Source organism: Rodentibacter trehalosifermentans (assembly GCF_002000545.1).
GTDB lineage: Bacteria > Pseudomonadota > Gammaproteobacteria > Enterobacterales > Pasteurellaceae > Rodentibacter > Rodentibacter trehalosifermentans.
In genome coordinates, this window is the sequence record NZ_MLHL01000059.1 from 1 (window position 1) to 23789 (window position 23789).

General features: G+C 40.5%; 30 protein-coding genes. 21 read left to right on the top strand and 9 right to left on the bottom strand.

From position 1 onward, the window contains the following. Nucleotides 1–758: Ppx/GppA phosphatase family protein (locus tag BKK52_RS10240; protein WP_482822347.1), on the top strand; the 758-nt coding region annotated here is incomplete at its 5' end. 22 nt (nucleotides 759–780) lie between these two features. Here BKK52_RS10240 and BKK52_RS10245 read toward each other — a convergent pair. Then, nucleotides 781–1152, bottom strand: a complete 372-nt coding sequence (locus BKK52_RS10245; protein ID WP_077420817.1) for a PRD domain-containing protein — start codon at nucleotides 1150–1152, stop codon at nucleotides 781–783. A 120-nt stretch (nucleotides 1153–1272) separates the two neighbouring features. Here BKK52_RS10245 and BKK52_RS10250 point away from each other — a divergent pair, with 120 nt between their 5' ends. The 5 genes from BKK52_RS10250 (at nucleotide 1273) to purT (ending at nucleotide 4823) form a co-directional block, all read left to right on the top strand. Further along, nucleotides 1273–1872, top strand: coding sequence for a beta-phosphoglucomutase family hydrolase (locus BKK52_RS10250; RefSeq protein WP_077420816.1), 600 nt, complete (start codon nucleotides 1273–1275; stop codon nucleotides 1870–1872). 3 nt (nucleotides 1873–1875) lie between these two features. After that, nucleotides 1876–2475, top strand: coding sequence for a sugar O-acetyltransferase (locus BKK52_RS10255; protein WP_077420815.1), 600 nt, complete (start codon nucleotides 1876–1878; stop codon nucleotides 2473–2475). Between the two features lies 1 nt (nucleotide 2476). Next, nucleotides 2477–2953: a YqaA family protein gene (locus BKK52_RS10260; RefSeq protein ID WP_077420814.1), complete on the top strand. Its 477-nt coding sequence runs from the start codon at nucleotides 2477–2479 to the stop codon at nucleotides 2951–2953. A 175-nt stretch (nucleotides 2954–3128) separates the two neighbouring features. Further along, nucleotides 3129–3632 carry an S-ribosylhomocysteine lyase gene (gene luxS / locus BKK52_RS10265; protein ID WP_077420813.1) on the top strand — a complete coding sequence of 168 codons (504 nt, stop codon included), beginning with the start codon at nucleotides 3129–3131 and terminating at the stop codon, nucleotides 3630–3632. A 9-nt stretch (nucleotides 3633–3641) separates the two neighbouring features. Further along, nucleotides 3642–4823, top strand: a complete 1182-nt coding sequence (gene purT / locus BKK52_RS10270) for a formate-dependent phosphoribosylglycinamide formyltransferase (RefSeq protein WP_077420812.1) — start codon at nucleotides 3642–3644, stop codon at nucleotides 4821–4823. Nucleotides 4824–5139: 316 nt separating this feature from the next. On the opposite strand, the gene BKK52_RS10275 is transcribed toward purT, so the two are convergent. After that, entirely contained in the window at nucleotides 5140–6282 is a 1143-nt protein-coding gene (locus BKK52_RS10275; protein WP_077478609.1) for an NADH-dependent flavin oxidoreductase, read from the bottom strand. 135 nt (nucleotides 6283–6417) lie between these two features. Continuing rightward, nucleotides 6418–7302 (bottom strand): NAD(P)-dependent oxidoreductase, encoded by an 885-nt coding sequence (locus BKK52_RS10280; RefSeq protein WP_077478610.1) that lies wholly within the window; start codon nucleotides 7300–7302, stop codon nucleotides 6418–6420. Between the two features lie 96 nt (nucleotides 7303–7398). Between BKK52_RS10280 and BKK52_RS10285 the strand changes: the two genes are divergently transcribed. Continuing rightward, nucleotides 7399–8022, top strand: a complete 624-nt coding sequence (locus BKK52_RS10285) for a TetR/AcrR family transcriptional regulator (protein WP_077473572.1) — start codon at nucleotides 7399–7401, stop codon at nucleotides 8020–8022. Between the two features lie 205 nt (nucleotides 8023–8227). On the opposite strand, the gene glpX is transcribed toward BKK52_RS10285, so the two are convergent. Further along, nucleotides 8228–9241, bottom strand: a complete 1014-nt coding sequence (gene glpX, locus BKK52_RS10290; protein WP_077420808.1) for a class II fructose-bisphosphatase — start codon at nucleotides 9239–9241, stop codon at nucleotides 8228–8230. 148 nt (nucleotides 9242–9389) lie between these two features. On the opposite strand from glpX, the gene zapB reads away from it, so the two are divergent. The 3 genes from zapB to mnmG all read left to right on the top strand — a co-directional run bounded on the left by zapB (nucleotide 9390) and on the right by mnmG (nucleotide 12412). Further along, nucleotides 9390–9608 (top strand): cell division protein ZapB, encoded by a 219-nt coding sequence (gene zapB / locus BKK52_RS10295; protein ID WP_077416206.1) that lies wholly within the window; start codon nucleotides 9390–9392, stop codon nucleotides 9606–9608. Between the two features lie 50 nt (nucleotides 9609–9658). Beyond that, complete coding sequence (mioC, locus tag BKK52_RS10300; protein ID WP_077420807.1) at nucleotides 9659–10099, top strand: FMN-binding protein MioC; 441 nt, start codon at nucleotides 9659–9661, stop codon at nucleotides 10097–10099. A 423-nt stretch (nucleotides 10100–10522) separates the two neighbouring features. Beyond that, nucleotides 10523–12412: a tRNA uridine-5-carboxymethylaminomethyl(34) synthesis enzyme MnmG gene (gene mnmG, locus BKK52_RS10305; protein WP_077420806.1), complete on the top strand. Its 1890-nt coding sequence runs from the start codon at nucleotides 10523–10525 to the stop codon at nucleotides 12410–12412. A gap of 236 nt (nucleotides 12413–12648) precedes the next feature. Here the strand turns inward: mnmG and BKK52_RS10310 are convergent, their stop codons facing one another. From BKK52_RS10310 to BKK52_RS10325, 5 genes are all read right to left on the bottom strand, one after another. After that, nucleotides 12649–13395, bottom strand: coding sequence for a protein-ADP-ribose hydrolase (locus BKK52_RS10310; RefSeq protein ID WP_077473573.1), 747 nt, complete (start codon nucleotides 13393–13395; stop codon nucleotides 12649–12651). Between the two features lie 12 nt (nucleotides 13396–13407). Then, nucleotides 13408–13932, bottom strand: coding sequence for an SIR2 family NAD-dependent protein deacylase (locus BKK52_RS13930; RefSeq protein WP_244160242.1), 525 nt, complete (start codon nucleotides 13930–13932; stop codon nucleotides 13408–13410). A 75-nt stretch (nucleotides 13933–14007) separates the two neighbouring features. Continuing rightward, a complete protein-coding gene (locus tag BKK52_RS13935; RefSeq protein ID WP_242650018.1) occupies nucleotides 14008–14262 on the bottom strand; it encodes a hypothetical protein in 255 nt (84 codons plus the stop codon). Between the two features lie 150 nt (nucleotides 14263–14412). Then, complete coding sequence (locus tag BKK52_RS10320; protein ID WP_077478611.1) at nucleotides 14413–14655, bottom strand: hypothetical protein; 243 nt, start codon at nucleotides 14653–14655, stop codon at nucleotides 14413–14415. Nucleotides 14656–14716: 61 nt separating this feature from the next. Further along, nucleotides 14717–15562 (bottom strand): SDR family oxidoreductase, encoded by an 846-nt coding sequence (locus BKK52_RS10325; RefSeq protein ID WP_077478612.1) that lies wholly within the window; start codon nucleotides 15560–15562, stop codon nucleotides 14717–14719. Between the two features lie 165 nt (nucleotides 15563–15727). Here BKK52_RS10325 and BKK52_RS10330 point away from each other — a divergent pair, with 165 nt between their 5' ends. The 11 genes from BKK52_RS10330 to BKK52_RS10380 all read left to right on the top strand — a co-directional run bounded on the left by BKK52_RS10330 (nucleotide 15728) and on the right by BKK52_RS10380 (nucleotide 23755). Next, the gene (locus tag BKK52_RS10330) at nucleotides 15728–16090 is read left to right on the top strand and encodes a winged helix-turn-helix transcriptional regulator (RefSeq protein ID WP_077478613.1); all 363 of its coding nucleotides are present in this window, start codon (nucleotides 15728–15730) and stop codon (nucleotides 16088–16090) included. Between the two features lie 57 nt (nucleotides 16091–16147). After that, nucleotides 16148–16759: a 16S rRNA (guanine(527)-N(7))-methyltransferase RsmG gene (gene rsmG / locus BKK52_RS10335; protein WP_077478614.1), complete on the top strand. Its 612-nt coding sequence runs from the start codon at nucleotides 16148–16150 to the stop codon at nucleotides 16757–16759. Between the two features lie 123 nt (nucleotides 16760–16882). Next, nucleotides 16883–17257, top strand: coding sequence for an ATP synthase subunit I (locus tag BKK52_RS10340; RefSeq protein WP_077473577.1), 375 nt, complete (start codon nucleotides 16883–16885; stop codon nucleotides 17255–17257). A 27-nt stretch (nucleotides 17258–17284) separates the two neighbouring features. Beyond that, complete coding sequence (atpB, locus tag BKK52_RS10345; RefSeq protein WP_077419950.1) at nucleotides 17285–18073, top strand: F0F1 ATP synthase subunit A; 789 nt, start codon at nucleotides 17285–17287, stop codon at nucleotides 18071–18073. Nucleotides 18074–18129: 56 nt separating this feature from the next. Next, nucleotides 18130–18384, top strand: a complete 255-nt coding sequence (atpE, locus tag BKK52_RS10350) for a F0F1 ATP synthase subunit C (protein WP_005539567.1) — start codon at nucleotides 18130–18132, stop codon at nucleotides 18382–18384. A gap of 48 nt (nucleotides 18385–18432) precedes the next feature. Then, nucleotides 18433–18903, top strand: a complete 471-nt coding sequence (gene atpF, locus BKK52_RS10355) for a F0F1 ATP synthase subunit B (protein WP_077478615.1) — start codon at nucleotides 18433–18435, stop codon at nucleotides 18901–18903. A gap of 13 nt (nucleotides 18904–18916) precedes the next feature. Next, the gene (gene atpH, locus BKK52_RS10360; RefSeq protein WP_077478616.1) at nucleotides 18917–19462 is read left to right on the top strand and encodes a F0F1 ATP synthase subunit delta; all 546 of its coding nucleotides are present in this window, start codon (nucleotides 18917–18919) and stop codon (nucleotides 19460–19462) included. A gap of 15 nt (nucleotides 19463–19477) precedes the next feature. Beyond that, nucleotides 19478–21019, top strand: a complete 1542-nt coding sequence (gene atpA, locus BKK52_RS10365) for a F0F1 ATP synthase subunit alpha (protein ID WP_077419948.1) — start codon at nucleotides 19478–19480, stop codon at nucleotides 21017–21019. 17 nt (nucleotides 21020–21036) lie between these two features. Further along, the gene (gene atpG, locus BKK52_RS10370; RefSeq protein WP_077478617.1) at nucleotides 21037–21906 is read left to right on the top strand and encodes a F0F1 ATP synthase subunit gamma; all 870 of its coding nucleotides are present in this window, start codon (nucleotides 21037–21039) and stop codon (nucleotides 21904–21906) included. Between the two features lie 16 nt (nucleotides 21907–21922). After that, nucleotides 21923–23296: a F0F1 ATP synthase subunit beta gene (gene atpD, locus BKK52_RS10375; RefSeq protein ID WP_077478618.1), complete on the top strand. Its 1374-nt coding sequence runs from the start codon at nucleotides 21923–21925 to the stop codon at nucleotides 23294–23296. Between the two features lie 30 nt (nucleotides 23297–23326). Further along, nucleotides 23327–23755: a F0F1 ATP synthase subunit epsilon gene (locus BKK52_RS10380; RefSeq protein ID WP_077473581.1), complete on the top strand. Its 429-nt coding sequence runs from the start codon at nucleotides 23327–23329 to the stop codon at nucleotides 23753–23755. Nucleotides 23756–23789: the final 34 nt, after the last annotated feature.

Below are 23789 nucleotides of genomic sequence, written 5' to 3' on the forward strand. Positions count from 1 at the left end.
ACTTCAGCCCCTTAAATATTATTGGATTGAATCCGGAACGGGTGGATGTTTTTGTGCCGGGATTGGCGATTTTAAGTGCCGTATTTGATGTGTTTCATATTGAGCAAATGCGTTATTCCGATGGAGCATTGCGTGAAGGGTTGATTTACAGCCTCGAAAAGAATTTCCAAGTAGCAGACATTCGTGCACGCACCGCTTGGGGATTGACGGAGCAATTTGATATTGATACGGATCAGGCACACCGCACGGCAGGTAGTGCAAATTTATTGGCACACCAATACACCGAATGGGTAAAACCGATGCTTGCGGAAGAAATGCAAAGTTTGCTGCTTTGGGCAGCGCGTTTGCATGAAGTGGGGATCGTGATTAATCATAAAGGTATGCAAAAACATTCTGCCTATATTCTACAAAATATGGAACTTCCGGGCTTTGATCGGGAGCAGCAGCGTTTGCTTACCTTGCTTGTTCGTCTTCATATCGGTACATTGAAAGCATCGGATTTAATTAATTTTGCCCGCTATGATGAACAAGATGTGCTTGCCTTGGTGCGTTTATTGCGCCTTGCGGTCATTTTGAATAAATCTCGCCAAGCCACAGAAAAAACACAGAAAATTGTCTTCAAAATCAACCGCACTTCTACAGATTGGATATTGGAATTTGAATCGGGTTATTTAGATCGCAATCCATTAATTAGGAATGAGCTTCGCCAAGAAAGTAACGGCTTGAAAGAGTTGGAATTGGGTTTGATGTTTAATTAATCGGATATGCCGTAGATGGCGGTTAATTTAACATCTTCGGCTGTTCCAACAAAAGCGAATAGACGTTCGCAAGAAAATAAGTCTGTTCGGCGTGAGGAATTTCAACGGGTAAGAAGGTAAGAAGATCCTCATGAATAGCCAAAACTTGCGGAAAAATAACCGCACTTTGCATTTCTTCAAACATTGCTTGATAGAGGGGAGAAGCACAACCACCACGTTCAATTCGCCCTAAGCTACAGGCAATATGGAACAATAACACATCGACCAATTTAGAATTAACATCGGCTTTCCAATAATGTTCAAGGCGATCACGTAATTGGAAGACGACATCAATAATCGACTGATCGATCTGTTTGCGCAATTTCCAGCGTTCAAGTTGATTAAGTAATCGCATTTTGGTTTCTATTCCTCTAAAATTATTTCTGTAATCTACCGCACTTTATTAAAAGAAAACAGTGCAGAGATCACAAATTTGTAACAAATTATAGAATTCATAAGGAATTAAGAAACAAAGATGATAGACAATGCACTTTTCAGCCGTTACGAAGGGCTGATTTTTGATATGGACGGCACGCTGATTGATACCATGCCGGTACACGCCCGTGCTTGGGGAATGGTGGGCGAACGGTTCGGCTATGATTTTGACAGCCAAATTATGTATCAACTGGGCGGTGCGACGGTACGCACCATTGCCTCGGCGATTATGGAAAAAGCCGGTATGCCGCAACATCACCTTGATGAGGTCATTACAGCAAAACGAGAACTTTCTTATCAATTAATTCCAACCGAATCGAAATTACTGCCCGCCTTTGAGATTGTCCGACATTATCATCAGAAAAAACCGATTTCATTGGGTTCAGGCTCCCATCGTCATTTGATTAATATGCTGATGGATAAACTGGCTATCGCGCCTTATTTCAATGCGATTGTGAGTGCGGACGATGTGAAAGAACACAAACCACATCCTGAAACCTTTTTGCGCTGTGCAGAATTAACGGGTGTAACCCCGACAAATTGCATTGTATTTGAAGATGCGGATTTAGGTGTTCAGGCAGGATTAAATGCAGGAATGGATGTTTTTGATGTGCGTACGCAACAAATTATTAAGGCATAAAAAATGACAGAATATGAAAAAATGATGGCAGGATTGGCGCATTTGGCAATGAGTCCCGAACTTAAAAATATGCGTAAAGAGGCGCGCGAAATCTTGTTTGAATTTAACCGCACTTCACCGAATGATGAAGTGGGGAGAAATGCGTTGATTCAACGTTTGTTTGGACAAGCGGATGAAACCACTTCTATTACCGGTCCGTTTTATTGTGACTACGGTATCAATATTAAAGTAGGCAAAAATTTCTATGCCAATTTCAATTGCACGATGCTGGACAGCGGCGGCGTGATCATTGGTGATGAAGTGTTGTTCGCCCCGAACGTGAGCCTTTATACCGTGGGGCATCCTTTAGACGTGGAATTACGCAATGAAGGCTGGGAACAGGCAAAACCTATCACTATTGGGAATAACGTGTGGATTGGCGGCAATGTGGTGATTTTGCCCGGCGTAACCATTGGCGATAACGTGGTGGTGGGGGCAGGCAGCGTAGTGAACAAAGATCTGCCAAGTAATGTTTTGGCGTTTGGTAACCCTTGTCGCATCGTGCGGGAAATCACGGCACAAGACCGCGAACATTATCTACAAACTTATCAGCCTGAACGTTAATATGGCTTGGTTTTCCTTCGATTTTTGGGTAGATATTTGGCAGAATCATTCATTATGGTTAATGTTTGCCAGTGCTTTTTTAAGTGCAACGGTGCTGCCCGGAAATTCGGAAATCGTCTTTGTAACCCTTGCTATACCAAAATTAACGCTCAATCCGGTGTTAAGTGCGGATGTTTTAGGGCTGGTTTTTATCGCCACGTTGGGGAATGGTTTAGGCAGTTTAACCACCTATGGGATTGGGCGTTGGTTTCCAAAATTTGAACCTAAAAACGACCGCACTTTATGGGTGATAGGCAAGCTTCATCGTTATGGTGCTACGGCATTGTTGCTGAGCTGGTTACCGGTTATCGGTGATGTATTTTGTGCGATAGCGGGTTGGCTGCGTTTAAACGTTGCGGCAAGTTGCCTGTTTATTTTTATGGGCAAACTGGTTCGTTATGTGGTTTTACTGTTTCTTAGTGCCCCATTCCTATTATAAAATGCCATAAAAAAAGCCCTTCAACAAGTGAAGGGCGAATAACCTAAGGAACCAATTTTATTAAAACAACTGCAAGTTGCTCGTCTTATAAGACCGAAGCCTTGCCGGAAAGTTCGTAAGAAATTTGAAAATTTCTTAAATTATTTACAACCAACTGATTTATAAGGAAAAGTTTATGCCATTACTTGATAGTTTTAAAGTTGATCACACTAAAATGATCGCCCCTGCGGTGCGTGTTGCGAAAACTATGCGTACACCAAAAGGCGATGATATTACGATTTTTGACTTACGTTTCTGCATTCCCAATAAAGAAATTCTCCCACCAAAAGGGATTCACACCCTTGAACATTTATTTGCCGGTTTTATGCGTGATCACTTAAATAGCGATAATGTGGAAATTATTGATATTTCGCCGATGGGCTGTCGTACCGGTTTTTATATGTCATTAATCGGCACACCAAACGAACAACAGGTGGCACAGGCATGGCTGGCTTCAATGAAGGATATTCTGAATGTGAAAGATCAGTCTGCAATCCCGGAATTAAATATTTACCAATGCGGTACTTACACAGAGCACTCCCTTGAGGAAGCACACGAAATTGCAAAAAATGTCATTGCACGTGGTGTGGGTGTGAACAAAAATGATGATCTTTCCCTTGACGAATCCCTCTTAAAATAAGGAGAAAATATGACAACCCTCGGCACGGCATTAAGCCCGAATGCAACTAAAGTGATGATGTTGGGTTCCGGCGAATTAGGCAAAGAAGTCGTAATTGAATTACAACGTTTGGGCGTAGAAGTGATCGCCGTAGATCGCTACGAAAATGCTCCAGCACAGCAAGTAGCACACCGAGCTTACACTATTTCAATGTTAGATGGTGAGGCACTGAAAGCCTTGGTGGAAAAAGAAAAGCCTGATTACATTGTGCCGGAAGTGGAGGCGATTTCCACGGCGACCCTGGTGGAATTGGAACAAGCCGGTTTTAATGTCGTCCCCACTGCAAAAGCCACACAGCTCACAATGAATCGTGAAGGTATTCGCCGCTTGGCATCAGAAGAATTGGGTTTACCAACCTCTGCTTACCAATTTGTGGATAACTTTGAAGATTTTCAACGTGCGGTAGAAAAAATCGGTATCCCTTGCGTAATAAAACCGATCATGTCTTCCTCCGGTCACGGACAAAGTATTTTGAAATCAAAAGCGGATCTACAAAAAGCCTGGGATTATGCTCAAGAGGGAGGTAGGGCCGGTGCGGGGCGTGTTATTGTGGAGGGTTTTGTCAAATTTGATTATGAAATAACCTTATTAACCGTTAGTCACATTAACGGCACAAGTTTCCTTGCCCCTATAGGGCACCGTCAAGAAGAGGGTGATTATCGTGAATCTTGGCAACCTCAGGCAATGTCGGACAGTGCGTTACAAAAAGCCCAAGCTATCGCAGAAAAAATTACCGGCGCACTAGGCGGACGGGGTATTTTCGGTGTGGAAATGTTTGTTTGTGGTGATGAGGTGATTTTCAATGAAGTCTCCCCTCGCCCACACGATACCGGTATGGTTACATTAATTTCACAGGAGTTATCCGAATTTGCCCTCCACGCCCGAGCTATTTTAGGTTTGCCAATTCCTGAAATCACGCTCATTAGCCCGGCTGCATCCAAAGCCATTGTAGTGGAAGGGAAATCCAACAATATCCAATTTTCCGGCGTGGATAAAGCCCTCGTTGAACCGCACACCAATATCCGATTATTCGGCAAAGGCGAAGTAAATGGTCACCGCCGTTTGGGTGTATTATTAGCTCGAGATACTTCCGTAGAAAAAGCGTTGGAAAAAGCAAAACGGGCTTATATGCAGTTAGATGTTAAGTTATAAATTATTTTGTATTTAGGCATATTTTTAAATATGCCTTTTTATTAAGATAAATTGAAATTTAATAAAGATGGATAAGTCACAGTATTATGAATAATGTACAAAAGAAATATTTCATTGGATTAACTCATTTATCCCTTAAGTTCTTTTGCATTAAATATGTTACAAAATTAAGATTTGTGACTATAGTAGATTATTTCCTTATTAAAAATTTTTAATAACTCTCTTTCCTAAATTTTGAAGTTAGGGCGGGAGCAGTATTTAATGGGAAGGATAAAAAAGAAGCGGTTGATTTTTCAACCGCACTTTATAGATAAAATTAGAGATCTAAAATATTCGGTGCCTGTCCTTTTAACGGCGGCAACCAAGCTTGTGTACCGGTCATGGTGAAATGCCATAACCTGTCAGGGAAACCATAGTGATCTTCTTGATGAGGATCGACCGCACGTTGAATTTCTGCTTCATCGCCACGAAGAATTTTGCCGGCAATATTTGGATTCACCATCACGGTTTTACCCAATGCGATAAATTCCGCCCAGCCCGTATTAAATGCCGCTAAAATTTCTGCTGGTGTATAAAGATTACCTACACCGATTAGCGGTAATTTTCCATTAATTCGCTCGTGAATTGTTTGAATACGGCAAAGATTCGTGTCTCCACCACGGCGGATTTTTTTGTAAAAATCCCAAAGAGAAATATGCAAATATTGCAAAGGTTGATTTTTCAACACATCAATTAATGCCAATGTATCTTCCATCGTGATACCCATCTCTTCCGGCTCTTCGGGAGAAAAACGATAACCAACAATAAAGTCCTTCGCATTATGTTTCATTTTTGCCGCAACGACAGACTCAATCACAGCAAGTGGAAAACGCATCCTGTTTTCCCGTGAACCACCCCATTTATCAGTACGACGGTTGGAATGGGCAGAATAGAATTGTTGGATAACATAATTATTTGCTCCATGAATTTCGACGCCGTCAAACCCCGCCTGAATAGCTAAATCTGCCGCATTACCAAAGGCAGTAATGAGTGAACATACTTCCTCCTCAGTGGCTTCAGCTGTTCCTGTTGGTTCATCGCAACTTGCAGAAATTTTATTTTTACCGTTAAGTAATTCGGTAATCGCCTGTTTACCGCCATGGTGAAGTTGCAAAATGGCTTTCGCCCCCTGTTCTTTGATAATATCGGCAGTTTCTTTTAAAGAAGCCAATTGCGATGAATGAATCGCTTCCGGCTGACCATGAAATGCCTTACCGCCATCTTGTACAAGGGTTGCCGCAGTAATAAACATTCCCACATCACCGGCACGATTGCCGATAAAACGACGCTCTTGTTCCCCTAGTGTTCCATCTTCATTGGAGCCAAAATGGGTCATCGGTGCCACCACTAACCGGTTTTTAATTTCAACACCATTATTTAATGTAAAAGGTTGAAATAAAGGTATAAATTTTGGATTCATCTCTTTTTCCTTATTTTTGTTGCAAAAAAAGTGCGGTCGATTTTATACCTATTTCCCATATTAACAAGTTTTCTATTTAACAGGCTTAATCACCAATGAACTGATTTCTATGATTTTTGCTGTTTATACAAAAGGTTATAATCCTGCTCGTTGTCGGGTTATTTCTTGAGTAGCGCTCCAGTCCAATTCTGCCATACCCTGAGCCAGTGCAGAATCCATTTTATTAGCAATAAGTTGTGCTATATCCAATGGGCAATTGACCGTTTTAGCAGCCTGTAGCATAAGACTTAAATCCTTGCGACCACCTATCATCGTAAAACCTTCATCACTTTCGATTTGACGTTTGAACAATTTTTCCACATATACATTTAATGCCGGAGCGGGTAATGCTTTATCAAAGAAAAAAGCCAAATTTTCTCGTGAAACACCCAATTTTTCGCCAAGAGTGAAACATTCACCTAACACTTCTATCATCGCTGCTGCAAAGAAATTAAGACATAGCTTTTGACTATTTGCTACCCCGGCGGCAACCACTTCTAGTGGTTTTACTTGCGCAGTAAAGTGATGCACTATGGGTAACACTTCTGCAAAGGCATCATTATTACTGGCTAAAAATTGAACTAATTCTCCCGCCTCAGCTACATCAGGACGCCCAATTACAGGTCCGGAAAGATAACGAGTATCATGATGTTGATGCAAATCCTGTAGTCGGTTAGCAAAATTAGGTGAAATGGTAGTGACACATAAATGAATTGCCTTTTTCTTCATTGCGTTAAGCACCGGGCTATTAGGGTAAAATAAGGCTTCTACGGAGTGATCGTCCAACAAACTGGTTATCACCACATCAGCCCCAACAACCGCCTCTTCCGGTTTATCTGCCAATTGGCATCCCCATTCAATAAAGGGTAGCATTTTATCTCTGGAACGATTCCACACCACCATTTCAAACTGATGACTTTTCGCTAAACAGCTTGCCATTGCGCTTCCCATTTTACCCAATCCTAAAAATGCAATTTTCATAAAAAATACTCCTTAAATATTGCGTTTTGTTGATGTGGGTATTATAAAATTGCGTTCTAATTTCCCCTACTCGCATTTGGCACAACCATAATTAGAATGGAAAACAAATCTCAACCTATTGATTTATATCGTAAAAAACCAAAACAATTCCGTTCGGAATATCGTATTGACTTAATTTTTGAAGCAACAGCTCAGATTTTACAACAGGAGCGGAAAGCAAATTTCACCACGAATGCCATTGCTGAAGTAGCAGGCGTGAGTGTCGGCACGTTATACCAATATTTTCCAAATAAAAATGCCATTTTATTGTCGATGGCAAAACGGGAACTTGCCATAGTATGTGAACAAATCATAAAAATGATTTCAACACAAGCGTTTGAAAATGAAGAAAATTTTGCCAAATTACTGATCAAACAATTACTAAAAGCTTTTGGTGGTCGGCAAAAAATGCGGAAAATTCTCCTAAAAGCATTGATAACCCACGGATTACTCAGCGAATTACAACAGCCAACAGAAAAGGTTATGCAGGAAATTTTAGCGAAGCGCGCCGAATATTCAGGCAAATTATTTCAACTCTCCCCTTTAAAACTCTATGTGATGACAAACAGTTTAATGGGTGTTATCCGCACTGCTGTGTTAGAAGAATCCGCTTACCTCCAAGATGAACAATTTGAACGCGAATTGGTGGATCTATTTTTGTATTTCTTACAGAAGAATTGATGATGTCAGGCAATATTGAAATATAAAAAGTGCGGTTAAATTCATCAATATTTTCAATCCCACTAAACTTATCAAACCATAAAAAAATGGTTGAAACCGTCTAAACCGAGATGGAGGTGGTGGATAAAAATTCTCCCATTAAGAATGAAAAAACCTCAAAATTAGGCAATTAAATTTTGAGGTTTCATACTGACTAACTATAAAATTAATGATTTAATATTTTATAGATTTCCGAATCTTTACGATCTAAATAGTGGAGAGATTGAATTTTACGAATTGTGCGCGATTTTCCACGGATTAAAATGGTTTCCGTGCTGGCAAGATTACCTTTGCGTGAAATGCCTTTTAATAATTCACCGTGAGTAATGCCTGTGGCAGCAAAAACAAGATTATCATCTCGCACCAAATCTTCCAGTTTCAGCACCTCATTAACTTTCACACCCAATACTTCACAACGGCGAATTTCCTCTTCAGCAATTTTTCGGTTTTCTTTACTGTCACCTTTTACTTCATTGCGTGGAACTAAACGGGCTTGCATATCGCCGCCTAATGCCCGAACCGCAGCCGCAGCGGCCACACCTTCAGGGGCACCGCCAATGCCATAAACCATATCTACTTCGGCATCAGGCAGGCAGCATAAAACGGAGGCAGCCACATCGCCATCAGGAATAGCCATCACTCGAATGCCCAAATCGTGCATTTGTTTGATTACCGCTTCATGACGAGGTTTTGCCAATACCATCACTGTCAAATCAGACAAGGATTTACCTAAACGGGAAGCGGTGCGGCGGAGATTTTGTTCAAGCGGTAAGTTTAAATCAATCATTCCTTTGACTTCCGGCCCCACTACTATTTTTTCCATATACATATCCGGTGCTTTCAAAAATGTTCTCTTTCCACCGGCAGCCAATACAGAAATGGCATTGGATTGTCCCATTGCCGTCATACGGGTTCCATCAATGGGATCAACAGCAATAGAGACAAGTTCCCCATTGCCTGAACCGACTTTTTCACCAATATAGAGCATTGGCGCTTTATCTATTTCTCCTTCCCCAATGACAATTTCACCATCCATATGAATGAGATTTAGCATATAACGCATGGCTTTCACTGCCGCCTCATCTGCTGCATTTTTATCACCCCGTCCAAGCCATGTATAAGCCGCCAATGCAGCGGCTTCCGTCACACGAGAAAATTCAATAGCCAATGCACGATTCATTTTAATCTCCGTTGTTCCAAGCAAAAAATCGCACTATTCTAACACTCTGCAAACGTTTGCATAATAAATTTTTACCGAAGTCTTTAAAAAGAAAAATGAAGTGGGTACAATAAAGCCGTTTCGGACGTTTTTTTAAAAGGAAATCACTATGTCATTAGAAATTTTAAACCAGCTTGAAGATAAAATTAAACAAGCAGTGGAAACCATTCAATTACTTCAACTTGAAGTAGAAGAATTAAAAGAACAAAACAGTCAATCCCAACAAACCGTTGAAGCATTGCAAAATGAAAATGAGCAATTAAAAAATGAACATCGCAACTGGCAAGAGCATATTCGTTCATTACTTGGCAAGTTTGACAATGTATAATCTCATTAAAGGCTTAGTTTTCTAAGCCTTTTTCTTTAGGTGAAATTTATATGAAAATTTGTATTCTTTCAGGTAGCACTTTAGGCACAGCGGAATATGTCGCCGAACACCTAGAAGATATTTTAAAAACACAGGGATTTTCAACCGCTCTTTTTCACGGTGCACAATATGATGATGTGATTGGCGAAAGGTTATGGTTGATCGTCACATCTACCCACGGTGCCGGTGAAATTCCCGATAATTTACGACCGCTCTTTGAGCAAGTAGCAAAATCCAATCAGGATCTTTCCCATTTGCATTTTGCTATTGTTGGTTTAGGCAATTCGGATTACGATACCTTTTGTTACGCAACAAAGCATATTGAAGAAATTCTCCAACAAAAAAGTGCGGTCAAACTTTGTGAAACATTAGAAATTGATGTGTTAAATATTGATGATCCCGAAAATTATAGCGAACAATGGCTCCCTCAATTTATCCGATCAATCGCATAATTTTTTCTCATAACAACGATGATTTTAACGATCATCGTTTTTTATTGTCTGTGGATAACTTAATATAAAACTGTCAAAAAACTGTATTTTATCACTGGATAACATTTAATTTTTGATATCTTGTGGATAACCCAACGAATTATCCACAATAAATATTACTTGTTTTTGCGATTGATCGACATCTTTTGATTGGATCTAACTTCTTCATTTACAAAGGAAAAAAGATCTTATTCACAGCAATACAGGATCTTAATAGTAACAATAATAAGATCTTTATCTATAAAAAGAGATCTTATATTTATTACCAAAAAATTTTCGATCCTTAGATCTCTCCTATTCAGGATCGAATTCTCACTTTCAAGCAAAATCGAATTTTTGTAGAATAACGCACATTTTTAGATCCGGATAAATTTAGAGAAAACGATGTTTTATACTGAAACTTACGATGTGATCGTCATAGGTGGTGGTCATGCAGGAACAGAAGCCGCATTAGCCCCTGCCCGTATGGGATTAAAAACCCTTTTATTAACGCATAATGTGGATACTTTAGGACAAATGTCTTGTAATCCGGCTATTGGGGGAATCGGTAAAGGGCATTTAGTCAAAGAAGTGGATGCCATGGGAGGATTAATGGCCCATGCTGCCGATAAAGCAGGAATTCAATTTCGTACTTTAAATAGCAGTAAAGGCCCTGCTGTACGGGCAACCCGTGCACAAGCGGATCGGGTGTTATATCGTCAAGCGGTGCGTATTGCCCTTGAAAATCAACCCAACCTTGATATTTTCCAACAAGAAGCGACCGATATTTTAATTGAGCAGGATCGTGTAACCGGTGTTATGACTAAAATGGGTTTAACATTCCATGCAAAATCGGTCATTTTAACAGCAGGAACATTCTTAGCCGGCAAGATCCATATTGGTTTAGAAAACTATGAAGGGGGACGTGCAGGCGACCCTGCATCAACCACATTGGCAGAACGTTTGCGTGATCTGAATTTACGCGTAGATCGTCTTAAAACAGGCACGCCGCCCCGTATTGATGCACGCACGATAAATTTCGATATTTTGGTAAAACAGCACGGTGATGCTGTATTACCGGTATTTTCTTTTATGGGATCTCAATCGGATCACCCTCAACAGATCCCTTGTTATATTACGCATACCAACGATCAAACCCATGAGGTGATTCGCAATAATTTGGATCGCAGCCCGATGTACACCGGCATTATTGAAGGAATTGGGCCTCGTTATTGTCCTTCCATTGAAGATAAGGTAATGCGTTTTGCTGATCGCAATTCCCATCAAATTTATCTCGAACCGGAAGGATTAACCAGCAATGAAGTTTATCCAAATGGGATCTCAACCAGTCTTCCTTTTGATGTACAAGTGAAGATTGTTAATTCAATGAAAGGGTTAGAAAATGCCCGAATTATTAAACCGGGCTATGCCATTGAGTATGATTATTTTGATCCGCGTGATCTCAAACCAAGTTTGGAAACCAAAGTGATTTCGGGATTATTCTTTGCAGGCCAAATTAATGGTACAACAGGATATGAAGAAGCTGCCGCACAAGGGTTACTTGCCGGCATCAACGCAGGACTTTATGTACAAGAAAAAGATGCATGGTATCCACGCAGGGATCAAGCCTATATGGGCGTATTGGTTGATGATCTTTGCACACTTGGAACAAAAGAGCCTTACCGTGTGTTTACTTCCCGTGCGGAATATCGCTTGTTGTTACGAGAAGATAATGCTGATATTCGCTTAACCCCGATTGCTCATCAGTTTGGTCTTATTGATGAAGACCGTTGGGCCCGTTTTAATCAAAAAATGGAAAATATTGAACGTGAACGTCAGCGTTTACGCAGTATTTGGTTACACCCTCGTTCGAAATATTTAGAAGAAGCCAACAGTGTTCTTGGTAGCCCATTGGTGCGTGAAGCCAATGGTGAAGATTTATTGCGCCGTCCGGAGATGAATTATGAGATTTTAACTTCGCTTACCCCTTATCAGCCGGCAATGGAAGATAAAGAGGCGGTAGAGCAAGTGGAAATCGCCATTAAATATCAAGGCTACATTGAACATCAAGAAGAAGAAATAGAGAGACAAAAACGCCATGAAAATACGGCTATTCCACCACAGTTTGATTATGCTAAAGTGTCGGGATTATCCAATGAAGTCCGTATGAAGTTAGAACAACATCGTCCTGTTTCTATCGGGCAAGCAAGCCGTATTTCCGGTATCACACCTGCTGCCATTTCAATCATTTTGGTTAATTTGAAAAAGCAAGGTATGTTGAAACGGGGAGAATAAAATTTTTATTTAGATGCGAAAAGTGCGGTTAAATTTGACCGCACTTTTTCATTACTACGACATTATGTAGCAGTTGCACAAACAAATTTTCACCTTACACTAGCCGTGCAAGGCTAATTAATCCCAGCCCTTTTAGGGCTGTGGAGAGCCACAAAGTGGCTCAGATCAATTAACGCCATACGGCTCGTATGGCGTGAAAAATGAAAATTGTGCATTTGCTACATAATACCGCATTACTACCCAAGTAATTCTTGATAAATTTTTAAATCCACTTCTTTAAACACGTTAAAGATAACGTGCATTTCCTTATTTTCCCTTAAAAATTCCAGTACGGTTTGCACAGCAATTTCTGCTGCCGTTTGATTGGGAAAACGAAACTCACCTGTGCTGATACAGCAAAAAGCAATGGATTTTAGCCCATTTTCTTTGGCTAATTGTAAGCAAGAAAGGTAGCAATTTGCCAGTAAAGTACGATCGGTTGCGCTGACATTTTTATTAATAATAGGACCTACCGTATGCAACACAAATCGGGCGGGTAAATTAAATGCCGGTGTGATTTTCGCTTTGCCGGTGGCTTCTTCTTTGCCCTGTTTTTCCATTAATTCAAAACAGGCCTGGCGTAATTGCAAGCCTGCTGCGGAATGAATGGCGTTGTCAATGCAGGCGTGCAATGGGTGAAAGCAGCCGAGTAATTGGCTGTTCGCAGCATTAACAATGGCATCTACGGCTAATCGGGTAATGTCGCCTTGCCAAAGATAAATTTGTGGTGCAATAGGGGAAAGTGCGGTCAAATTTATCATGCCTTTTTGTGCGGTTTCTGCTTGCAACAATGTGTCTTGTTCCGCCCAAAATGCTTGAGGAATAGGATTTTGTGGGTTGTGAATATTCATCACAGCCCGCAATAATTGACGTTGTTCTTGCAAACCCTTTGGGATAGCCAAATCGGGGCGAAGGCAATGAATAAGAAAAGGGATTTTATTCATCTTTATCTCCTATTATTCGGTTTTTAGAAAATCAATCACTGCTTTGGGATCTTCCGTAAAGGCAACCGTGCGTGTTACTGTTTCAGCAAATCCTTCGGGGTCATCACGATTAAGGCGTACTAGCAACCCTTTAGGGTTGTGATAAATCATTTGTTCAAAAGGATAGCGAATAATGCTCGGTGTGTTAAAGCCCACCCCCAATTCCAGATAGACCGTTTCCCCTTGCAAAGCTTGTTCGGCAAATTTAATGTAACGGGCTTGGGCTTGGGCTTGGTGCCAATCTTCGTTTTCCACAAAATTGCCATCAATACGCAAATGCATTGCCATTTCACCGTGGCATTTAGGGCAATGCGGGACAAGTGCGGTCGGAATTTCCAAGTTTTTTTCATCAATATTGACAAGCCATTGTTGCACGAATTCTTTATTACTATAAAGGGTATCGTGACAGTGGTTTTTACATTGCAATTTGCCGTAATCGCCTTGCATAGCAAATAGGCGTTCGGAGGCAAATCCCGCTTTTTCAAATTGTGTGTCCACATTGGTGGTTAATACAAAATAGTTTTTATCTTTAACGAGCTCAAATAAATCGTGATACAGCGGTAGAGCTTCGGGCTACCAGCGGTTATGCCAAACATGTTTTGCCCAATACGCCCATTTTTGCTCAGCTTTACCGAAGGGATAAAAACCGACGGAATACATATCTGTCATACCGTATTTTTTGATGAAAGGTTGGAAATTATCTTCAAAGCGTTTGCCACGGTAAGTTAGCCCTGCCGCCGCAGAAAATCCGGCACCTGCACCGATTAAAATAAATTTTGCATTTTCAAGGGCGGATTTGACCGCTTGTAAACGGGTTTCAAAAGTCATTTTTTATCCTTGTTGTAGGCGATGGGGACGATAAGTTGCTCAAATTCCATAATACCAACGGGAAATTCGCTTTTAATTAACCGTACTTTGTTGAGTTGGCGCACCAATTTTATTGTGCAATCTTCAAAGCGCAGCACGACCGTATAAAAATCAAAAAAATCGTATTGGGGTTTCCAACACTTCCGCCCTGTTTTGTAATGCCGGCGTGATATTAAAATAGCCGTGAATAGCGGCTTGGCTGTCGCGAAATTCAACTTCTTCAATGTAGAAGGTTTTATTCTCGACGTTGACAAATTTTGCGTGGTTGAAATGACCAATTTGAATGATATGCGGGCGATAGTGTAGAACAACGTAGAAAATAAGGGATAGCGCGATAAAAATAATCCACAACATACAATTCCCTTAATCGCCGAGGGTAGCCTGTACCCTCGGTGAAGTATGATTGAATGAAAAATTATAAGGCTTGTTTTACCGCAACATCTAAACCTGCGGTTGGGCGACCCAGTAATTTTTCGAGGGTTTTGTCTTCGGAAAATAGCGCGCCGTTGGAGGCATCCACATCCCATTCGGCGATTAAACCGGCGAAGCCGGCATCTAAGCCTGCTTGAACCAACGCCGCCGCGTAATCGGCAGCCGGCACGTCCACATAAGGAATCTCTTTGCCGCTTTGTTTGCTAATTTCTGCGGCAAGATCCGCCAATGTCCAGCTGGTTGAGCCGACAAGCTCATAGGTTTGATTATCATGCCCTTCACCTAATGCCACATTTACCGCTGCTTCCGCTAATTCGGCACGAAGTGCGGATGAAATTTTTCCATTTTTTGCCGAACCATAGAATGCGTTGTTGGCAAGTGCCGCCGAGATTGAACCAGTGTAATTTTCAGTGTACCAACCATTGCGCAAAATGGTGTAAGTGATACCCGAGGATTTTAATGCCGCTTCGGTTTCAACGTGTTCGCTGGCAAGGGATTTCACCGTATTATCATTTGTTGCACCAAGCAAGCTGGTATAAATAATGTGTTTTACGCCCGCTTTTTTGGCTGATTCAATCGCATTTTTGTGTTGTACTAAACGTTGCCCGATTTCATTGCTTGACACTAAAATTAGGGTATCTACGCCGCTTAATGCCTCTGTTTGACCTTCTGTTTTTGAATAATCAAATTTTCGGGCTTCCACGCCTGAAATTTTTTCCAGGGAACGCACAAGGGCGATTACATTGGCATTTTTTGTTTTTAATAAATCTAATGCGATGGCACCGAATTGACCTGTTGCACCTGTGATAGCAATAGTTTTGTTTGTCATGTTATTTTCCTCTCTTTTAGCTTATTTAGTTTAAATGTTTGACCCTATCGGTCGACGGAGGCTATACTAATCTCAAAACTTATTTTTGATAAGTACTTACATAAAAGTAAGTTTAGGAAAATTTTTAGAAAAAATACTAACCTAATGATTTTAAAGGAAATAAAAATGAAAAATTTTTTTGAACGTGGAAATGTTTTGGCATCAGCATGTCCTTCTCGCCAAATTTTGCAACATTTAACCAGTCGATGGGGTGTATTAGTGCTGGTGAGTTTGCATTCGGGGACAAAACGTTTTAGTGAGTTACGGAGAATGATTGATGGGATAAGCGAGCGTATGTTGACTAAAACGTTACAAGAATTGGAGGAAGACGGGATGTTAATCCGAAAATCTTATCATACGGTGCCGCCGCACGTGGACTACACGTTAACTGAATTTGGTATGCAGGCATCAAATAAAATGTTTGAGCTGGTCGATTGGTTAGAAACCAATTTAGGTAGGATTTTGCAGCAAAAATCGAAAAAGGCATAGAATAACGACCGCACTTTCAAGTAGAATGAACGGCACTATTACAAAGCAATATTATCAATGAAAGCAAAATTAAATCGCTTGCTCGCACAGGCAAATATTCAACTAAGCGATCCGCAAAAACAGCAGTTGATAGACCTCGTCAATTTATTAAACAAATGGAACAAAGCCTATAATTTAACCTCAATACGTGATCCGCAAGAAATGTTGGTGAAACATATTTTGGATAGTCTTGTGGTGAGTCCTTATTTACAAGGCGAGGTTTTTATTGATGTAGGCACAGGTCCCGGTTTGCCCGGTTTGCCTTTAGCGATTGCCAATCCAAATAAACACTTTGTATTGTTGGATAGTTTGGGTAAACGTATCAGTTTTATTCGTAATGCCGTGCGTGAATTGGGGATAACAAATGTGATGCCGATATTAAGCCGTGTGGAAGAATATCAACCTAATGAAAAATTTGATGGGGTATTGAGTCGGGCATTTGCTTCACTTAAAGACATGACGAATTGGTGTGCCCATCTTCCAAAAGAAAGCGGTTATTTTTATGCATTAAAGGGTGTTTATCACATGGAAGAAGTACAGGAATTGGATAATAAATATACAGTGCAACAAATAATATCGTTACAAGTGCCGGAATTAGTGGGGGAACGACATTTAATTATTTTGCAGTAAATCGTTACATTTTTGTAAAATTTTTTCAAAACTGTGATTTAGTTAACGTTTTTTTGGTAGTTTTTAAGTTGAATCTGATTTTTTCAAGAGTATAATTGCCAAGGTTTAGGGTTATTGAAAATAATGTCGAGAATTGTACAACAAGCGAAAATTCAGTATCGGAAAGCTATTCGGATTGAAATAGTCATCATGTTACTATTTGCTTGTTTTTTTGCTTTTTGGCAACTGAAAAATGCACTTGATTTTTTACTAGGATTTCTTTCGGCGTTGCTTCCTTTCAGTGTTTTTGTCTATATCGTGTTTTATCGAAAACAAAATTTGTCTGCAAAATTGACCGCACTTTATAGAGGCGAGGCCGTTAAGTTTATATTAACTATTCTCTTGATTATTGCATCGTTTAAATTATTTTCGGTTACAAACTTTGTGATTTTCTTTGGTGGTTTCTTTATAGCATTAATGTTGAATAATTTAATTCCATTTTTGCTTCGTCGAGTTTGATTTTTACCATAGTTCTAAGGGTTCGTTATGTCTGGACAAACAACATCGGAATATATTAGTCACCATCTCGCTTTTCTAAAAACAGGTGATGGTTTTTGGCATGTTCATCTGGATACGTTGTTCTTTTCTATTTTGGCAGCTGTCATTTTCCTTTTTATTTTCTCGCGTGTTGCAAAAAAAGCCACAGCGGGTGTGCCGGGAAAAATGCAATGTATGGTTGAAATTGTGGTGGAATGGGTTAATGGCATTGTGAAAGAAAATTTCCATGGTCCGCGAAATGTGGTCGCCCCTCTTGCATTAACCATTTTCTGTTGGGTATTTATTATGAATGCCATTGACTTAATTCCTGTTGATTTCTTACCTCAATTAGCGGGGCTTTTTGGTATTCATTATCTTCGTGCTGTACCTACTGCCGATATTAGCGCAACGCTTGGTATGTCAATTTGTGTTTTCTTCTTAATTCTTTTCTACACCGTTAAATCCAAAGGTTTCAAAGGCTTAGTGAAAGAATATACGCTTCACCCATTTAATCATTGGGCGTTTATTCCGGTAAACTTTATTTTAGAAACAGTAACGCTACTCGCTAAACCTATTTCTCTTGCATTCCGTTTGTTCGGTAATATGTATGCAGGGGAATTGATCTTTATTCTGATTGCGGTGATGTATTCAGCCAATATGGCTATTGCGGCATTGGGTATCCCTTTACATCTTGCTTGGGCTATTTTCCACATTTTGGTTATTACGTTACAAGCATTTATTTTTATGATGTTAACGGTCGTTTATCTAAGTATTGCTTACAATAAAGCAGATCATTAATCGTTTTTTTATTAACCGGCTCTAGGGCTAAAACTTAACTTCTATTGGAGAAAATTATGGAAACTGTAATTACAGCGACAATCATCGGTGCATCAATTCTTCTTGCATTTGCTGCATTAGGCACAGCAATTGGTTTTGCTATCTTAGGGGGCAAATTTTTAGAATCTTCAGCACGTCAGCCTGAACTTGCATCAAGCCTACAAACGAAAATGTTTATCGTAGCAGGTCTTTTAGATGCGATTGCGATGATTGCGGTTGGTATTTCCTTACTATTCATCTTTGCGAATCCATTTATCGGTTTATTACAATAATCCCTTATTTGCTTATCAACGTAAAACAAGCATTTTAAGGAGGACGTTGTGAATTTAAATGCAACATTAATTGGTCAACTCGTTTCATTCGCCCTGTTTGTGTGGTTTTGTATGAAATTTGTGTGGCCGCCAATTATTAAAGCAATTGAAACACGTCAAAGCCAAATTGCCAATGCCTTAGCATCTGCAGAAGCTGCCAAAAAAGAACAAGCAGATACTAAATTACTTGCAGAAGAAGAAATTTCAAAAGCGAGAATTCAAGCTCAAGAAATTATCGATGCTGCAAATAAGCGACGTAATGAAGTGCTTGACGAAGTCAAAACTGAAGCGGAAGAGCTTAAAGCAAAAATTATTAAACAAGGTTATGCAGAAGTTGAAGCTGAACGTAAACGTGTTCAAGAGGAATTACGTCTTAAAGTGGCTTCATTAGCAATTGCTGGTGCCGAGAAAATTGTGGATCGCACAATTGATGAAGCGGCAAACAATGACATTATTGATAAATTAGTTGCAGAACTATAAGAGGCTTTAGCTTATGTCAGAATTAACTACGATAGCTCGCCCTTATGCCAAAGCAGCATTTGATTTTGCCGTAGAGCAATCTGTCAACGATAAAAGTGCAGTAGAAAAATGGACAGAAATGTTGAAATTTTTGACCGCACTTGTAGAAAACGAACAAATGGAAGCATTGCTGGTTAGTTCGCTTTCTTCACAAAAAGTGGCGGATACGGTTATTTCAATTTGTGGTGAACAGCTCGATCAATATGGGCAAAATCTTATTCGGTTAATGGCTGAAAATAAGCGTTTGAGTGCGATTCCTGCGGTATTTTCCGAATTTACCCGTTATGTGGAAGAACATCAAGCCATTGCAGAAGTGCAAGTGACTTCTGCACAACCATTGAGTACAACTCAAATTGAAAAAATTGCTGCGGCAATGGAAAAAAGATTAGCTCGCAAAGTGAAAGTAAATTGCAACGTGGATGATTCACTCATTGCGGGTGTCATTATCCGTACAGACGATTTTGTGATTGATGGAAGTAGCCGTGGGCAGCTTAACCGTCTTGCAAATGAGTTGCAATGATAAGAGGAATAAAAGATGCAACTAAATTCAACTGAAATTAGTGAATTGATTAAAAAACGGATTGCTCAGTTTGATGTGGTGAGTGAAGCGCGCAACACTGGGACAATTGTTTCCGTAAGTGACGGTATTATTCGTATTCACGGTTTGAGCGATGTAATGCAAGGGGAAATGATTGCATTACCAGGAAATCGCTATGCTATGGCACTTAACCTTGAGCGTGACTCGGTAGGTGCGGTAGTTATGGGACCTTATGCAGATTTAGCAGAAGGCATGGAAGTTCAATGTACCGGTCGTATTTTAGAAGTGCCTGTAGGTCGTGGTTTATTAGGTCGTGTGGTTAATACCCTTGGCCAACCGATTGACGGTAAAGGTGAAATCGAAAATGATGGGTTTTCACCGGTTGAAGTGATAGCACCGGGTGTTATCGAACGTAAATCGGTAGATCAACCGGTACAAACCGGTTATAAAGCCGTGGACTCAATGGTGCCAATTGGTCGAGGTCAGCGTGAATTAATCATTGGAGACCGTCAAACCGGTAAAACCGCATTAGCAATTGATGCGATCATTAACCAACGTGATTCAGGGATTAAATGTATCTATGTAGCGATTGGTCAAAAAGCATCAACCATTGCCAATGTTGTGCGTAAATTAGAAGAACACGGTGCTTTGGCAAATACTATTGTGGTTGCCGCATCAGCATCTGAATCTGCCGCATTACAATATCTTGCCCCTTATGCCGGCTGTGCAATGGGTGAATATTTCCGTGATCGTGGTGAAGATGCCTTAATTGTTTATGATGATTTATCAAAACAAGCGGTCGCTTATCGTCAAATTTCATTATTATTACGTCGTCCACCGGGTCGTGAAGCTTATCCGGGAGATGTATTCTATTTACACTCACGCTTACTTGAGCGTGCAGCAAGAGTTAACGAAGAATATGTAGAAAAATTCACCAATGGTGAAGTGAAAGGAAAAACCGGTTCTTTAACCGCCCTTCCTATCATTGAAACCCAAGCAGGTGACGTTTCTGCTTTCGTACCAACCAACGTGATTTCCATTACCGATGGTCAGATTTTCTTAGAATCTAACTTATTTAACTCAGGTATCCGTCCTGCTGTAAACCCGGGGATTTCCGTATCTCGTGTGGGGGGCGCTGCTCAAACTAAAGTGGTGAAAAAATTAGCCGGTGGGATTCGTACTGCATTAGCACAATATCGTGAATTAGCGGCGTTTGCGCAATTTGCTTCTGATCTTGATGATGCAACCCGTAAACAGCTTTCTCACGGTGAAAAAGTGACTGAGTTATTGAAACAAAAACAATATGCCCCACTAAGTGTTGCAGAGCAATCAGTGTTGCTTTTCGCTGTTGAATTTGGCTATTTAGAAGACGTCGAATTGCAAAAAATTGCCAGTTTTGAGACCGCACTTTTAGACTATGCTCACCGTAACCATGGCGAATTTATGGCAGAATTAACCAAAACCGGTAATTACAATGATGAGATTAAAGACACATTGAAAACGATTTTGGATAATTTTAAAGCCAATAGTGCTTGGTAAGATAACGGAGAAAGAAGATGGCAGGTGCAAAAGAGATAAAAACCAAAATTGCCAGTGTACAAAGTACACAAAAAATTACTAAGGCAATGGAAATGGTGGCTACCTCGAAAATGCGTAAAACGCAAGATCGTATGGCGGCTTCTCGTCCGTATTCTGAAACAATACGAAATGTTATCAGCCACGTCTCTAAAGCCAATATCGGTTATAAACACCCGTTTTTAGTTCAACGAGAAGTGAAAAAGGTTGGGATTTTAGTTGTCTCGACAGACCGTGGGATGTGTGGCGGTTTAAATATTAATTTATTTAAAACCGTGATGACAGAAATTAAGCAATGGAAGGATAAAGGGGTTACCGTAGAGCTGGGATTAATCGGCTCAAAAGGCATTAACTTTTTCCGTTCATTAGGCTTATCTGTGCGTGGACAACTTTCCGGTTTGGGTGATAATCCGGTAATGGAGGAGCTAATTGGTGTGGCAAACGGTATGTTTGATGTGTACAAAAATGGTGAAGTTGATGCGATTTATATTGCTTACAATAAATTCATCAATACCATGGCACAACAACCCGTTTATCAACAATTGGTTCCATTACCGGCATTAGAAACCGATAATTTAGAACAAAAGCAAAATACTTGGGATTATCTTTACGAACCGGAGCCAAAAGTGTTATTAGACAGTTTGCTCACTCGTTACTTGGAGTCACAAGTATATCAATCTGTGGTGGATAACCTTGCTTCCGAGCAGGCTGCCCGAATGGTGGCAATGAAAGCGGCAACTGATAATGCAGGAAATTTAATCAATGACTTGCAATTAGTTTATAACAAAGCCCGTCAAGCAAGTATTACAAATGAATTAAATGAAATCGTTGCCGGTGCGGCTGCGATTTAAGGAAAGAGGAAAGGTAATGTCAGCAGGAAAAATTGTACAAATCATCGGTGCGGTGATTGACGTTGAATTCCCACAAAATGCAGTACCAAAAGTTTACGATGCATTAAAAGTTGAATCCGGTTTAACCCTTGAAGTTCAACAACAATTAGGTGGCGGTGTGGTTCGCTGTATCGCATTAGGTACATCTGACGGCTTAAAACGGGGTTTGAAAGTAGAAAATACCGGAAACCCAATCCAGGTACCGGTGGGGACAAAAACCCTCGGTCGTATCATGAATGTATTGGGTGAACCTATTGATGAGCGTGGCGAAATCGGTGCAGAAGAAAATTGGTCTATTCATCGTGCAGCGCCAAGTTATGAAGAACAATCAAACAGTACGGAGTTGCTTGAAACCGGTATTAAAGTTATTGACTTAATTTGTCCTTTCGCAAAAGGGGGGAAAGTGGGTCTTTTCGGTGGTGCAGGTGTGGGTAAAACCGTTAATATGATGGAATTGATCCGTAATATTGCCATTGAGCACTCCGGTTATTCTGTATTCGCCGGTGTAGGTGAACGTACCCGTGAAGGTAATGATTTCTACCACGAAATGACAGAGTCTAACGTGTTGGATAAAGTATCGTTGGTTTATGGTCAAATGAATGAACCACCGGGTAACCGTCTGCGTGTTGCATTAACCGGTTTAACCATGGCGGAAAAATTCCGTGATGAAGGTCGTGATGTCTTATTCTTCGTAGATAATATTTATCGTTATACCCTTGCCGGTACGGAAGTATCAGCGCTTTTAGGCCGTATGCCGTCAGCGGTAGGTTACCAACCGACCCTTGCAGAAGAAATGGGGGTATTACAAGAACGTATTACCTCAACTAAAACAGGTTCTATCACCTCTGTACAGGCTGTTTATGTACCTGCGGATGACTTAACGGACCCTTCTCCAGCAACAACCTTCGCACACTTAGACTCAACGGTGGTATTAAGCCGTCAAATTGCCTCTTTAGGGATTTATCCGGCGGTTGACCCGTTAGATTCTACATCACGTCAATTAGACCCTCTCGTTGTGGGTCAAGAACATTACGATGTAGCGCGTGGTGTGCAAGGTATCTTACAACGCTATAAAGAATTGAAAGATATTATTGCGATTCTTGGTATGGATGAACTTTCTGAAGATGATAAACTTGTGGTAGCGCGTGCCCGTAAAATCGAGCGTTTCCTATCACAACCGTTCTTCGTTGCAGAAGTCTTTACCGGTTCGCCGGGTAAATATGTGTCATTAAAAGACACGATTCGTGGTTTCAAAGGTATCTTAGAGGGTGAATACGACCATATCTCTGAACAAGCGTTCTATATGGTGGGTTCAATTGAAGAAGTGCTCGAAAAAGCCAAAAATATGTAATCACTTCAAATTATTTGAAGGAGAACAAAAATGGCGACATTTAACCTAACAATAGTTAGCGCAGAGCAAAAAATCTTTGAAGGTGCGGTAAAGCAAATCCAAGCAACAGGGGTAGATGGTGAATTGGGTATTTTACCCAACCACACCCCCTTGCTAACGGCAATTAAACCGGGAATTGTGAAATTTACCCTTGAAGATGATAAAGAAGAAGTCATCTATGTTTCAGGCGGCTTTTTAGAAGTCCAGCCGAAAGTAGTGACTGTGCTTGCTGATGTAGCGATTCGTGGTAGCGAGTTAGATGCAGATCGTATTCGTGAAGCAAAACGCAAAGCCGAAGAAAATATTGTGGCGCATGTTGCGGATGTGGATCACGAAGTGCTGGTGGCAAAACTCTCCAAAGAGTTAGCAAAACTTCGAGCCTACGAATTAACAGAAAAACTTGTGAAGTCAAAAAGATAATAAAAAGTGCGGTTAATGATCTGCACCCCAAAAG